This window comes from Chroococcidiopsis sp. TS-821 (assembly GCF_002939305.1).
GTDB lineage: Bacteria > Cyanobacteriota > Cyanobacteriia > Cyanobacteriales > Chroococcidiopsidaceae > Chroogloeocystis.
This window is the reverse complement of sequence record NZ_MVDI01000017.1, coordinates 15,681-29,863: the sequence shown is the minus strand read 5'-3', so window position 1 is coordinate 29,863 and position 14,183 is coordinate 15,681. Positions and strand designations below refer to the sequence as shown.

General features: G+C 43.0%; 10 protein-coding genes, 1 tRNA gene, 1 pseudogene and 1 riboswitch. Of the genes and pseudogenes, 4 read left to right on the top strand and 8 right to left on the bottom strand.

All coding sequences use genetic code 11. The features are described from left to right. Nucleotides 1-60: 60 nt before the first annotated feature. Nucleotides 61-753 carry a hypothetical protein gene (locus B1A85_RS23040; protein WP_104549054.1) on the bottom strand — a complete coding sequence of 231 codons (693 nt, stop codon included), beginning with the start codon at nucleotides 751-753 and terminating at the stop codon, nucleotides 61-63. Nucleotides 754-936: 183 nt separating this feature from the next. On the opposite strand from B1A85_RS23040, the gene B1A85_RS23035 reads away from it, so the two are divergent. Next, a tRNA-Ile gene (locus B1A85_RS23035) sits at nucleotides 937-1,009 on the top strand. A gap of 18 nt (nucleotides 1,010-1,027) precedes the next feature. Here B1A85_RS23035 and B1A85_RS23030 read toward each other — a convergent pair. Then, nucleotides 1,028-1,567, bottom strand: a complete 540-nt coding sequence (locus B1A85_RS23030) for a hypothetical protein (protein ID WP_104549053.1) — start codon at nucleotides 1,565-1,567, stop codon at nucleotides 1,028-1,030. Nucleotides 1,568-1,661: 94 nt separating this feature from the next. Between B1A85_RS23030 and pyrE the strand changes: the two genes are divergently transcribed. Beyond that, on the top strand, nucleotides 1,662-2,279 hold the full coding sequence (gene pyrE / locus B1A85_RS23025; RefSeq protein WP_104549052.1) for an orotate phosphoribosyltransferase: 618 nt from the start codon (nucleotides 1,662-1,664) through the stop codon (nucleotides 2,277-2,279). A 118-nt stretch (nucleotides 2,280-2,397) separates the two neighbouring features. On the opposite strand, the gene thiC is transcribed toward pyrE, so the two are convergent. Further along, nucleotides 2,398-3,771, bottom strand: a complete 1,374-nt coding sequence (gene thiC, locus B1A85_RS23020) for a phosphomethylpyrimidine synthase (RefSeq protein WP_104549051.1) — start codon at nucleotides 3,769-3,771, stop codon at nucleotides 2,398-2,400. Nucleotides 3,772-3,778: 7 nt separating this feature from the next. Further along, a riboswitch (TPP riboswitch) is annotated at nucleotides 3,779-3,876 on the bottom strand. Between the two features lie 264 nt (nucleotides 3,877-4,140). Between thiC and B1A85_RS26400 the strand changes: the two are divergent. Then, a pseudogene (locus B1A85_RS26400) lies at nucleotides 4,141-4,265 on the top strand (type II toxin-antitoxin system PemK/MazF family toxin); the annotation flags it as partial. 86 nt (nucleotides 4,266-4,351) lie between these two features. On the opposite strand, the gene B1A85_RS23010 reads toward B1A85_RS26400, so the two are convergent. The 5 genes from B1A85_RS23010 to B1A85_RS22990 all read right to left on the bottom strand — a co-directional run bounded on the left by B1A85_RS23010 (nucleotide 4,352) and on the right by B1A85_RS22990 (nucleotide 12,530). Then, entirely contained in the window at nucleotides 4,352-7,147 is a 2,796-nt protein-coding gene (locus tag B1A85_RS23010; RefSeq protein ID WP_104549050.1) for a hybrid sensor histidine kinase/response regulator, read from the bottom strand. A 148-nt stretch (nucleotides 7,148-7,295) separates the two neighbouring features. Then, complete coding sequence (locus B1A85_RS23005) at nucleotides 7,296-10,175, bottom strand: methyl-accepting chemotaxis protein (RefSeq protein WP_104549049.1); 2,880 nt, start codon at nucleotides 10,173-10,175, stop codon at nucleotides 7,296-7,298. 37 nt (nucleotides 10,176-10,212) lie between these two features. Then, on the bottom strand, nucleotides 10,213-10,704 hold the full coding sequence (locus B1A85_RS23000; protein WP_104549048.1) for a chemotaxis protein CheW: 492 nt from the start codon (nucleotides 10,702-10,704) through the stop codon (nucleotides 10,213-10,215). A gap of 6 nt (nucleotides 10,705-10,710) precedes the next feature. Then, complete coding sequence (locus B1A85_RS22995) at nucleotides 10,711-11,073, bottom strand: response regulator transcription factor (RefSeq protein WP_104549047.1); 363 nt, start codon at nucleotides 11,071-11,073, stop codon at nucleotides 10,711-10,713. A gap of 56 nt (nucleotides 11,074-11,129) precedes the next feature. Next, nucleotides 11,130-12,530, bottom strand: a complete 1,401-nt coding sequence (locus B1A85_RS22990; RefSeq protein WP_104549046.1) for a response regulator — start codon at nucleotides 12,528-12,530, stop codon at nucleotides 11,130-11,132. An 844-nt stretch (nucleotides 12,531-13,374) separates the two neighbouring features. On the opposite strand from B1A85_RS22990, the gene B1A85_RS22985 reads away from it, so the two are divergent. Next, the gene (locus B1A85_RS22985; protein WP_104549045.1) at nucleotides 13,375-14,175 is read left to right on the top strand and encodes a PP2C family serine/threonine-protein phosphatase; all 801 of its coding nucleotides are present in this window, start codon (nucleotides 13,375-13,377) and stop codon (nucleotides 14,173-14,175) included. Nucleotides 14,176-14,183 lie beyond the last annotated feature (8 nt).

Below are 14,183 nucleotides of genomic sequence, written 5' to 3'. Positions count from 1 at the left end.
TTGATTTCAAATTCTGCCTCGTGGCATTGTTGTCTGCCTTGCTCCTATAAAATACAACACTTAAATTTTGACAGGAATTTCAGAGACTTGCAGTTTAAGTTGCTGCTGAGGATAGTCAGTTAAACGCAGCGAGAGTTTTTCCACATCATCAAGCGCGGTCGCAGGAATACTTAAAACGCCAGATACCGGTTTACCATCGGGGGCTACTTTTTCGGGTAACTCTTCAGCATTGACTGTTAATACGCGCCCGTGGTTATCTGTAACATCCATAAAACTCGACAAGAAGCGCACAGTGCGATCGCCTTCGTTTTTGAGGTTCATTTTTATTTGTAAAGTTCCACCTACGTATTGCGCTGACAGAACTTCTAATATTACATCGCGATCGCGCTTGACAATCGGAAACCCTGGCTGGCTTGTATCTGCCACTAACTGCGCTGTTGGTGTTGTCCGAGACGATTGAGTATTCGTTTTCTGTGACTGTGGCTTTTCAGGTTTAGCGTTTTTGCCTTTGCCTTCAATTCTAGCGCGCACGTTGGTGAGGATATCTTCCTCTTTTAACATCACTACTGCCCGTTGCGGTTGTGAGGCTCTCTGAACCATCTTACCTTTATTTACTGGACGAGTATCTGGCTGAGTCACGCTTTCGAGGGCTTCGCTACCAATACTGAAACCCCATACTGCACTCACATAACCTGCGATCGCCATAAGGACTAATAAGAGCAAACTGAGCGCTACAGTAGAGTTAATTTTCATTGGTTATTTGGAGAGACAAGTTGCTGCTCAACGTATTGTTTGCTGTGCCTATTAGGATTGTTTGATTGTCAATAGGCAATAATATAGTATAGAAATGATATGTTAATATGTCAGCTGTAACAACATGTTGTGAACAAACAGACAAGTTGTTGCGAGCAGCTAGTTGTGTCATCTAACAAATTCCGGCAGTTGGCCGAGCGGTTGAGGCAGCGAACTCATAATTCGCCTTAGGCAGGTTCAACTCCTGCACTGCCGATTTTAGGAGTTATCGAATCTACTCGAAAGGAACAATCTCAGGAGATTCTGTTTCACCTTCGAAATCTCCACTTTCTAAACCATTTTCGCTGGGAGCATCTTCTGCAGGTATTTCGGGAAGTGGACTATCGATCTCGTTTTGGTTGGCATCTTCTGCATCAGGTGTCGTATCGGTAGTTGGTGTTGCTTGCGCGGGAGGTTCTGAGAACACCGATGTATTATACGGATTTTGGAGATCGGGCGTACGCAGCGTTGTATTGCCGACTTGTTGTTGGAGTATATCTTGGTACAAAATATTAACTAGCCGCGCATCGCGTATGTATTCGTTTTCAGGATAAGAGTTGCGCGTGAAAGAACTAATACCAAATAAGGAGTTGAGTTGTCGCAGTAAAGAGCGATCGCGGTAAAAATCAGGGGCGTTTGTAAAAAAAGCACGGTAAAATGCCTCTGGTATTGTTTCGCTTCTGATTGGCTCGATAGGTGATGGTTGGGCGATCGCCGCAGTCGGGATAGCTGTAAGAATAATTAAACTAGTCAAACATTTGTACGCAAAACGCATCAATTCAACCTCACTTTCTAACGCAGTTCATTTATGCTGGAATTTAAACTCTTTTTAGCTTAACTTTGGCTTAGCCACCACCGTTGACACACTGATGATTAATCAAACTGCGTCGCAGCCAGCTTCTGATAATTGGGCAATAACTGCTGATCTGACAAGTCTTCGCCAGCACCTTTTAGATCTATTCTGTCGATTGGCTTATCGCGAAGGAGATTTTGTGCTTTCTTCTGGGCAGCACAGTTCGTATTACATTAATGGTAAGGAAGTCACGCTACACCCTCAAGGAGCGTTAGCGATCGGGCGAATTGTCGTTTCTTTGTTACCACCTGATACTCAAGCTGTCGCGGGTTTAACGTTAGGTGCCGATCCGATTGTGACAGCTGTCAGCGTTGTTTCCGCATATGAAAATCGTCCCATTCCCGCGTTGATTGTCCGCAAAGAAGCAAAAGGACACGGTACAAGAGCCTATATCGAAGGACCAAATTTGCCAGAAAATGCGAATGTTGTCGTACTAGAAGATGTGGTGACAACAGGAGGCTCGGCATTAAAAGCCGCGGAAAGGCTTAAAGCTGCGGGTTATAGCGTTGAGCGAGTAATTTCTCTTGTCGATCGCCTGCAAGGGGGTGCAGAACTCTATGCCTCAGTCGGATTGCAATTTCAATCAGTGTTGACAATCAAGGATATTCAAAGGCGCTTTCAGGAACTAGATTAGAGGGAGCGAGGGGCTAGTGGTTAGTGAATAGTGAAAGAGAAGTTTATATGCAGTATTTCTCCTCTGCACCTTTACTCCTCTGCACCCTCTGCGCTAAAAACCCTGACCCCTGCTACAGTTAGCCTTGATTGACAGTTTCTTTCGCCAAGAACTTTTCTAATTCAGTCAACGCCTCAGCATCAACTTTAGTTTGCATTGGGCAGAACTTAGGACCACACATCGAGCAGAATTCGGCAGTTTTGTAAATATCTGCGGGTAAAGTTTCGTCGTGGTATTCCCTAGCGCGTTCTGGATCGAGCGCTAACTCAAACTGACGGTTCCAATCAAAGTTGTAACGCGCGCGCGATAGTTCGTCGTCGCGATCTCTTGCACCAGGGCGGTGACGGGCGATATCGGCAGCATGAGCGGCAATTTTGTAGGCAATTAACCCATTTCGCACGTCTTCAGCATTTGGTAATCCAAGATGCTCTTTGGGCGTGACATAGCACAACATTGCGGTGCCGTACCATCCTGCCATGGCTGCGCCGATCGCTGAGGTGATATGGTCGTAACCAGGCGCAATATCGGTTACTAATGGTCCTAAAACGTAGAAGGGTGCTTCAGAACACTCTTCCATTTGCTTTTTGACGTTAAACTCGATTTGATCCATTGGTACGTGACCAGGACCTTCAACCATCACTTGCACGTCATGTTCCCATGCTTTACGCGTCAGTTGTCCTAAGGTTTTGAGTTCGGCAAGTTGCGCTGCGTCAGAAGCATCGTGCGTACACCCAGGACGTAACGAATCACCCAAGCTAAAGGAAACGTCGTATTTTTTGAAGATTTCAATAATGTCGCTAAAGTGCGTATACAACGGGTTTTGCTTGTGGTGATAAAGCATCCACCGCGCCAGAATGCCACCGCCGCGCGAGACAATTCCGGTAATGCGATCGCGTACCAACGGTAAATGTTCAATTAAAATTCCGGCGTGAATTGTTTGGTAGTCTACTCCTTGCTGCGCGTGTTTTTCAATCACGTGTAAAAAATCATCAGGAGTCAGTTTCTCGATTGCGCCATGAACCGATTCGAGGGCTTGGTAGACGGGGACTGTTCCAATTGGTACAGGTGAAGCTTGGATAATGGCGCTACGAATTTCATCTAAGTTTCCCCCACCTGTAGATAAGTCCATCACAGTATCAGCACCGTATTTAACTGCGAGATTGAGTTTGGCAACTTCTTCTTCAAGGTTAGAAGAGTTGGGACTCGCACCAATATTTGCATTTACTTTGCACTTCGAGGCAATGCCGATGCACATTGGCTCTAAGTTGGTGTGGTTAATATTGGCAGGGATAATCATGCGTCCCCGCGCAACTTCTTCTTTGATCAGCGATGCGGGAAGATTTTCTCGTTGGGCAACATAGTGCATTTCTTCAGTAATGATACCCTGGCGAGCATAGTGCATTTGTGTCACGTTTGCTTGCCCGCGACGCTTTGCGATCCATTCTGTACGCATTATTAAGTTCCTCTAGTAACAGCTTCCCTCCGCCGGTATGAGCCGGTCTCAGGTTCTCAGGGTTTGATCTCAGCCTGGACTATCCAGACACCCCTAGCTTTGGTAGATGATTGTATCACTTAACTTCGCAGCACAGGCAATAAGGGAAATAATTCTTGATGCGATCGCGCTCAAGTGATATCAGAATAGACATCAAAACAAAGATACGCTCGCAGTCGTAATGAAGTATGTTGCTATTGCTTTACGACATGAACGAGTAGCGCAGAGAAGGGCAGACATTGATAATGCTTTTTCTGCTACGGCTGATGAAAATGAATATCATGCAAAATTCCTAAAGATAGCGCATGAATCAGGGAAGCTATTATAGATGTGAGACGAAAAGAAGTCTACGATGCTCGTCTTGAGCCTACTGAAGGTTCTGAGCAAGCAAGAATTAGACCTATTGCGAGCCGCGATCAATCAATGCAAACAGTCGCGGTGTGTTAGCAGTACCGTACTTTTGCGAATCGTCACAACGAGTAGGTTGGAGCAAGATGCAATTGATGTTTGAGTAAATAGCTCAACTAAATAATTTATATCTTTAATTTAAAACCAACTGTAAACTTTGAAGCAATTCTTGCTCGTTAAAAGGTTTAGAAAAATAAGCTGCTGCTCCTAAATTGAGCGCTAGTTGACGCTCTCTTTGTCCTTGCCGCGAAGTTAACATCACAAAAGGTATTTGCTGGAGATTAGTCATCGATTTTACTTGGGCAAGTAGGCTGTAACCATCAAGGCGAGGCATATCAACATCAGAAATCACAGCCTTTACCTGCAAGCCACTAACAAGTTTTTCTAGCGCATCTTGCCCGTCGAGCGCTTCTTCAACGCGGTAGCCAGCTTTTTCTAAAGATAAAGTTAAGAAGCGACGCACATTGATCGAGTCGTCAACGACTAGAATTGTATCTTTATGACTTTGAATTTGGGCAGTGGTTAGCGTTTCGGGTTGTTCTAGTTTAGCTGATTTTTGACAAGTCGAAATCCAATGCAGTAAAGCTGAAGGATTAACCAAGGGGACAACGCGACCATCACCTAAAATTGTACAGCTAGAAAATCCAGGAGGCATAGCGATCGTGCCCTCAACTTGGCGAATCGCGACTTCCTGTTCGCCCCAGCAACGATCTACTTGCACAGCAACTAATTCATGACCTTGAATAATTTTTAATACTGTGGGAACGCTCATATTTGGTACAGTGACTGCAGGAGATTTTTGGTGCGTTAACCCACGAAATACAAGCCATTGTCCCAAGCGAATTAAAGGCATTGTGTTGTTTTCCCAACACAACATTTCATTACCAGCAATTGTGGTAACGCGTTCAGAATTAAGTATGAGCATTCCTTCGATGACATCAGTGGGAAATGCTAAAAGCATCCCATTACTTTCAACAAGAACAACTTTGGCAATTGAGAGTGTTATCGGTACATTAAGATGAAAAGTTGTGCCTACACCAAGCTGCGTATCAACTTTAATATTTCCGCGAATTTTGCTTAAGTTTGTGCGGACGACATCCAGCCCAACTCCCCTACCAGACAAGTTCGTCACTTGACGTGCAGTGCTAAAACCTGGTTCAAAAATCAGTGTTAAAAGTTCTTGTTCGCTAGCTGTTGTCAGCGCCTTCGCGTCTAAACCTAACTGTTGCGCTTTAACGCGTATGGCGTTTAAGTCAATTCCTCTACCATCATCGCTCACGCTAATAATCGTTTGATTGCCACGCGTAGTGGCTTTAATTTCAATAGTGGCTTGTTCTGGTTTGCCGCGCGATCGCCTCGTTTGCAGGTCTTCAATTCCATGATCGAACGCATTGTGTAATAAATGCATTAAAGGATCGTTTAAGGCTTCTAAAATATTACGTTCGATTAAAGTTTCGCCGCCGTGGATTTTTAATTCAACTTTTTTGTTGTACTGTAGGGAAAGCTCGCGCAAAAATCTAGGAAATCGATTTAATAAGTCAGATAAAGGACGCATTCGCACTTGCGTTAAACTTGTTTGCATTTGTTTGGCTGTGCGATTGAGTTCGCCAACAGTTTGTGTCGTGTCTTCGATACTCAGGCTAATATCGTCTGCGACCTCTTGAATCCGAAAAACGTTTTCCATAACCTCGTCGATTAAAGTTCGGAGGTTAGAATTTTCGTTAGAACTATGAGTAAAATTATTTTCGCGTTCTAGCGCGTAGTTATTAAATGTATCAGCAGTGTCTCTAGGCGAATAGTTATTCCTTTCATACGCTGCAAATAAGCGTGTATCTAGGTTTTTCAGCGTTCGAACTCGACCATCTAAAATTTTAACTAAGTTTCTCAAGCGCTCCAAATACAAGTTAATGCCGTTGCGCTCAATTGTGAATTCTCCGAATAAATCGTTAAGGTGTTCGAGGATATCAATCGAAACGCGAACTGTTGTATCTTGCTCTTTGACAACTAAAGCTGAATCAGATTCAGAAGCTAGATGAACAGATTTCTTTTGAGATTCTTGAGTCGAAGAGAGAGTAAGTTCTTGAGGATTTTCTACCGTTGTTTCGGAATCAGTAAGTAAGTCAAAGGCTGTCGCTGCGGGTTGTGTGGTCTCTAGCTCGTTATCATTAACTGCATCTAGAGGAAGTGTGGCGGGAACTGTGCCTTGATGAAGTAAAATAGCAGCTTGCGATCGCCGCCATTCCTGCAAAGCCCAACGCGCAATTTCTGTAACGCGATCGGGGGAGGCTTCGAGATGGTGAATAATCGACTCGCAAAAGCTTTGAAATGCCGGAAGTTGAAACATTTGCCCTAAACTCGCGAAATCTTGCGCAATTGTGAGAGTTTCTGCGAAAAGTCCAGGTTGCTGAGGCTCTGCTAGGATACCTTCTAACCGTTGCAGGCATTCTTCTACTTCTGTTTCAAAGATTAAAGTTTGCATGTCTTGCGTATCTTCAGACAATAGCAACTCGTTACTCTCAGTCGATGTTGCCTCTCCTAGACGTTGTTGGAGTTGAGAGAAAATTGGTTCGACATGGTTTTGTTGCCATTGTTCGTCCAGCGTTGTTCCTTGATGATAGATTGCGATCGCTTGTCGCAAGCAACTGATGCTTGCCAACAACAAACTTTCCAATTCAGCATCAATGGCTAGTTGCTGTGCTTTTAACACTTTAAAAAAATCTTCTAAACGATGCGCAAGCTCGCTGAGGATAGGAAACCCCATCATCGCCGCGCCGCCTTTAATCGAGTGTGCAGCGCGTAATACCGCGTCCATTTGTTGACGCTCTTCGCGTGCAGCAGCAACCATAATTCCGGTTTCCATCGTATTTACATAGTCTTGAGCTTCTTCAAGAAACGATAGCCGGATTTCTAGTTCTTTATCCTTTACCATGTGATTAAGCTAGGGGTCAGAAGTCGGAGGTTAGAGGTCAGGGTATGATTAGGGCAAGGGCAAACTATGGTGAGGTCATCTCAAAACTCTTGACGAGAAAAGCGGACAATGTCCTAACTTTATCGACCATTGCTATACGATGAAAGACTTAACTTTCATCATCAACTTTAAAGGCACCAACAGAAGTTTGTAATTGCTGGGCGATCGCAGTTGTCTGTTGTAGAGACCCTGAAACCTGCTGTGCAGAATTTGCAGTTTGCTCAGAAACAGTTGCGATTTCTTTCATTAACTGGGTAACTTCTTGCGAGGTTTGGGCTTGCGCGATTGTGGCGTGAGAAATAGATTGAACTAATTGATCGATTTGGCACGAAACATCAAAGATCTTCTTGAGATTTTTCTTCGTGTCTTCTACTAAGTTCGTTCCCTCAATAACTTGATTTGTGCCAAGTTCCATCGCGCGGGTAACTTCAACAGTTTCGCGTTGAATATTTTCCACAATCTGCTCAATCTCTTTTGTTGCGGCGCTCGATTGCGAGGCAAGTTCGCCAATTTCTTCTGCTACCAAAGCAAAGCCTCTACCTTCTTCACCTGCACGATTTGCTTCTATACTAGCGTTAATTGCTAAAATGTTAGTTTGCAGTGCAATTTGGTTAATTAAAGAAACAACTTTGGAAATTTGTTGTGAAGATTCGCTTAGCTGGCGAACTTTGCCTGCAGTTTCGGCAACAGTCTGGCGTAAGTTTAAAATGCTGTCTACGGCGTGATTCATGGCGACTCCTCCCACTTGGGCAGTGAGCGAAGCTGTGCGCGTAATTTCTGCGGCTTGGTGGGCGCTAGCGGCAACTTGTTGAATCGAGTCGGTCATCTGTGCTAAAGCATCGAGACTATGGGCAATCGCTGTGGCTTGTTGTAAGGCTTGCTCGGCTAATTGATGCATGGCATCTTGATTTTCGGCAACTGCAACATTAACTTGACTTGCTGCTGTTTTGACATTGGTTGCCAGTTGACGTAAGCTTTCAATAATTGAGTTAAAAAAGTCAGCCACAGTACCAATCTCGCCAGCAGTTACTTCTGCGCGTACGGTTAAGTTTCCTTTGGTTGCTTCTTCAACATCGCTGAGTAAACCCATCAATTGTTGTTGAAGTACTTCTTTTTGCCATCGCTGTTCGTTAGAAATTTCTTCAGCGACTGTTCGCGCTTTTTCGACTTGTTCTAGAAGGTAGGCTTGATCGAGTGCAAATCCAATTTGAGTAGCTAGCTGCGTAAATAAATCGATTTCAGCTTGTTGCCAAGCGCGGGTGGTTGCACACTGATGCGCAATGAGCAACCCTAGTAATTGACTGTCTTTGAGGATGGGCGCGACTAAATTGGCTTTGACTTCAAATCGTTCTAAAGTTTTGATATGACAATCGGTCAACCCAGCTTGATGGATATTGTCGATGGCGCGAACGCGACCGTTTTGGTATTGTTGAATGTGTCGGTCTCTAAAACAAGGATCGTCAATGGTTTCTGCCAATGATTGTGTCCAACCAGGGGCAACAGATTCGGCAACAACTGTACCGCTATAGTTAGGATTAAACTGATAAATTACAACGCGATCGCATCGAAGCACTTTTCTGACTTCTTTTACTGCTGTTTTGAGAATATCGTCTACATTCAACGAACGACGAATCCGAAACGTAACATCTGCAAAGAGTTGTGCTTGTTCGGTCACTTCTTCTTGCTGTTGCATTAAAATTTGCAGCTGCTCTGCCATGTTGTTGATGTTAGTACCGAGCATGGCTAACTCATCGTTACCGCGTACGCTTAATCTTGTATTGAGATGCCCGTTGCCGATTTTTTGGACTGCCAACGAAGCATTGACGACTGGACGTAAGGCGCGGTTAACGAAGTAAGCGACGATTGCGCCCACAAGTAAGGCGATCGCACTTGTTCCTAAGAAAAAGGGTAAAAATAATCCTTGACGTGCAGCAAAAGCTTGTTCTGTGGGTAGTGCAACCATCGCACTCCAATTCAAGTCGGTTTGACTTTCGATTTGGCGAATGGGGGTGTAGGATACTAAATATTCTTGGCGCTCGTTGCGATCGCGGTCGATGATACTGCCGACCGAAGTATTGTTAACTAATCGCGATGCCACGCGGGAAAATACTGCTTGCGCGTCTTCACCAATGTAGTCTAGGTGTTCAGTCGGAGCAACAACAATTTTGCCTAAGTCGTTGACAGCAAAGTATTCTTCAACGCCGAAACTGTTGCCGGTACGAGCTAGGGTTTTTGCTTCAGCATGTAAAATTTCATTAAAGTATTGTACCGGAGTCCGCGATCGCACCACTGCAAACACTTCTCCAGTTGTTGCATCAATGACAGGAGCTGCGGCATAGATCGAGTATTCACCTGTTAATAATGACTTTCTCGGTGGCGTAACGACAGGACGTTTCGTTTTAATACTTTGTTGAAAATAATCTACATTGCTATAGTTAGCGATACCTTCTCCCGCAGTTTGCAGAATCACTTGACCAGCGGGATTAATCACGACAATATTATCGTAACCAGGGTTATTTTTAATATACTGCTCTAAATTAAATTGCTTGGCTTGCGTCGATACGATTGCTCGCACAGCAGGATCGCTTAACATACTCGACTGTGCTAAGTTTTGAATATCGAGATAGCGTTGCGAAATAAAATTATCAAATTGACTGGCTAAAGCGATCGCGCGTGCTTGTTGCTGTTGCGTAACGTTGTTTGTAATGCCTTTATTTGTGATATGGTATGCGGCGGCGCCAATAATGATAATCGGTAGCGTACTAAGGACAATTGCCAGGGTAGTTGCTTTTGTTTTCAAGCTAAGTTGCTGCCAAAAGGGCAAACTTAATTTACGCGTCGGCTGGATAAGCGGCTGATTAATATCTAACCCGGAATAAGGTTGAACGCGGTTGGGGACATCATCACTGCTGTAGCGATCGCTGTCCAGGTGATTTGCACTTTTGTGTTGATGCCTACTCGTTGATTCCTGTTTAAATCGGGTTGCCATATCCGCTCCAATCAGTATTTGCTCGATTACTATACAACTAGTAGCTATGTAAACTCGGAGAATTTACAATTGCTTTTGCATCTAACACCAGCAATTTCTCTTGTTGTTGCCAAACATATCCTTCTAGGTAAGGCAGTAGTGCGGTGCTTTCTCCGGCTGCAGGTTGTACATTTGACGTCACTCTGGTAACTCCTTGAATTTCTCGTACGATTAAGCTTAGCGGAGTTTCCCCTACTCGGACGATCGCACTGTGGTATTGCTGGCTACTAGCATCAATCGGTTGCGCTAGCAACATTAGTGCTAGATCGACTGCCCAGAGGATGCGGTTGCGGCGATTGAATAATCCTAATATGCACTCTGGCATATTTGGCATCGGTGTTATCCGTGTAGTCGGTACAATTAAGACTTCTTGAACGTACTTCATCGCCAGCAGTGCTGGAGTATCTGCATTAATTTGAAATCTCAAATAAGAATCACCTACACTGGTTTCCGGTCGATGTAACTGTGATGTCAGGATAGGAATATCCATAAGTTTTTAAGCCACGACTGATTTGACAGCACGCACTAATTCTTCGCGGGTAAAAGGCTTAGTGACATAAATCGCTGCACCTTGTTTCATCCCCCAAAAGCGGTCAATCTCTTGATCTTTGGAACTACAAATAATAATCGGTAATTGCTCCGTTGCCGGATTGTTTTTTAGTTTACGGCATAATTCAAAGCCACTCATACCTGGCATGACGATATCCGTAACAATTGCATCCGGTTTTTCTTCCACGGCTTTATGCAATGCTTCTTTGGCACTCGTAACACCAATAACACTGTAGCCACTTTCGCGCAGGTAATTACTTATTAATTCCAACTCAGACAAAGTATCTTCAACTACTAAAATTGTAGCCACCTTTATTTTCCTCTAATTATCATAATTATTATTAATTAAATCATACTAAAGACAATTCAAGATAAATGACGAAAGATTATTTTAAATAATTCAGACTGAGTAAAAGGCTTTGTTAAATAGCCAGACGCACCTACGATTCGAGCTTTTACTCTATCAATAATTCCTGTACTACCTGTTACCATAATAATGGGCGTACTTTTAAATAAAATATGATTGCGCAGTAAACGACATAATTCATATCCATCAATTTTAGCCATTTTAATATCTAATAAAATTAAATCTGGCTTAATTCTCACAATTTGCATAAGCGCTTTGACAGGATCGCTAATTGTATATACATCAAAACTTTCATCGTCTAAAAAATGGGCGAGTTCGCGTAACATTGCTTGACTATCATCAATACATACAACTTTATATACTGCTTTATTAGTATGAGAATTAAAAATTTTCTCTAATGGCTTAGCAGACTTTTCAGGTGTTGTTCCTGGAGGTACTACAAATTTTTCAACAGATTTATTATTCTGCTGAGTGACTTTGGGCAGTTGAGTACTATGTGTAGCTTTGGTTAGCGAAACGGTATTTTTATTGTCGTTGCTATCGCTATTTTTACGAAGGTTAGATGTGACCGAAGGTTGATTTTCAACTGTCGCGGGAGTGGCAAGTTGAACGGCAACAGGTTGACTTTCTGTTGGGGGTTCATACGTTCTTGGGAGCTGCTCGAAAGGTGGCTGAGGATCGTGTAAGATAACGCTCCCCATTTTGATGTAAGGATATAAACTTTGTACTAAGTGTAGTTCGTCCTGGTTGAGTAAAACTGCTAAATGACGAATGCTAAAGCCTTTAAGAATCGAGTGGAGTTTATGTTGTGTTTCAGGAGTGAGTTGTTCTTTCGTACCGGGTTGATTGTCTAAGTATGGTCGTTGATAGGGAGACCAAACTTGTGGTGCTAAAGATTGCCAAGCTTGAATTTTTTGCTGGCAATATTTGACTATTGGTTGCAAATCGAGCCAGCAGAACTCAGCCGGTAGTATATTATACTTTTCGTCAAGTTCGTAGCGACCTTCTTTAATTAAGAGAAATGATTCAATAACCTCTTTAACTAAATATTCAATTAAAGCTGCAGCTTGATTTTGGTTGAGGTATTGATTGTCAAATAACCAACAAATTGCTTGATATTCAGGATGCAGCTCAGAGGCATTGTCAAATCTTAAGCGCAGCTGCGAGCGAATTTCATTGTTAAGTGTTGGGCTATGATAACTAAAACGTCGTAAATAGCAATCAAGGCGATCGCAGGGATCTACCGTATGCGAAGCATAAAGAATTTTCCCCTGTTTGACATAAATAAACCACGTAACTGTATTACTTGTTACCTTGAGACAGACGCTGTCATAACTACTACATAAATTCGCAAGCAAGCTTAACGGACGCAGTTTTTGAAACGTGCCATGAATAGTCATTTACAACTGAAACCTTGGTGAAGTACGCAATTTGCTCAAGCAATAACTTTAAATTTAAAATCTTATTTTTAGCAGTCTATAATACGAAGTCTAATTTTGTTTAATTCTCAGATACGAGCATTTAAGTTTTACATAAGAAAAATGATTAATGAAAGAACAAAAGTATTTCTATGCCCCAGAAAACTGTTGACTCACCTCTATACTATAGAGTTCATTGAGTTACATGAATTTTACATGAAGTCTCCAGACCTTGGCGAACTGAAAAATGTTGTTAAGCATCTATATTAGCAACCTTTAGTCTACGAATCATTTGACTCTAGAGGAGTTTGTCTTTCCTCATCAAAAAAGAAACGGTAGTGCCTCCTCTACAAAGTTACATATCTAAACTGTAAGCTTTTTAACGTCAACAGCAAAATGCACAACGACACGTGATGAGAAGACTGGTAGCACGAAACCGACTTACCTCTTGTAGAAGCTGAGCATCTGTCTTGAATGCGCGCGCTTTGCAAAATGGCTCGCTGTAAATTTTTGAGAATATGTGACGCGCAAGGCTGGCTGTAGGTAATAACCCTTTGTCCAACTAGATTGCAGTTATGATGGGCACAAAAGCATGCTGCTACAAGTCCATGTAGTATCAGAATCAGATAGTCATGAACTTGTATGAATTTAATTAAATTATTTGTGAAGTCAAGATGAAGAAAGTCAAAACCACGGCAAGGTCTAGATTAGAGTTACACCAGCCAAGTACTATAAAAAGAACGAGAACTTCATGAGATAGTACACAGGTAATCGTTGATTGCCCAGGTTAACTAGATTATTAATTGAGTAAATTGAGTGAGATGCAATGAGTGCGAATGACTTCTTCAAACAAAAGAATACACTTGAAGAAGTTCATTGGCGTGTGGCAGCAGCGTCAGTGCGTGGTAGAGGACACGAAAAAGTAGGGCAATTGTGCCAAGATGCGCATTATTGGCAAAAGTTACCTACAGGAATTTTAGTTGCTGCCGTTGCGGATGGTGCTGGCTCAGCTAACTTGGGCAAAGTCGGGGCAATAGTTGCGGCACAAACTGCCGTAGAAACAATTTGCGATCGCTTAACAACTGCTCCATTACCTGCAAACGACAATGAATGGCGTGTCGTATTGAACAATGCTCTCGCCGCAGCGAGAACAAGTGTAGAAGCCGAAGCCGCGGCGTGTCAGTTATCCGTTCGTGAATTGGCGACAACTTTAATTATTGTTGTTGCCACACCCTACTTAGTAGTTGCAGCACAAATCGGTGATGGTGTTGCTGTTGCGTGCGATCGCCAAGGAAATCTGATTGCCTTGACCGCTCCGCAATTTGGAGAATACATCAACGAAACAACTTTTCTTGTCTCGCCGCAAGCACTCGACGCAGCACAAATCACGCTTTGGCAAGGAAAAACCGCTAAGATCGCTTTGTTATCTGATGGACTGCAAATGCTCGCTTTAGAATTAAATCAAGGAAAACCTTATGTGCCGTTTTTCTCGCCATTGTTTCATTTTGTTGCCCAGATCAAAGATGAAACCGAAGCTAAAGAACAACTAGTCGCTTTTTTGCGTTCTCCAAAAATTACCGAACGTACAGACGACGATTTAACGCTTGTGTTAGCAACATTGAGTTAGTATTGGGC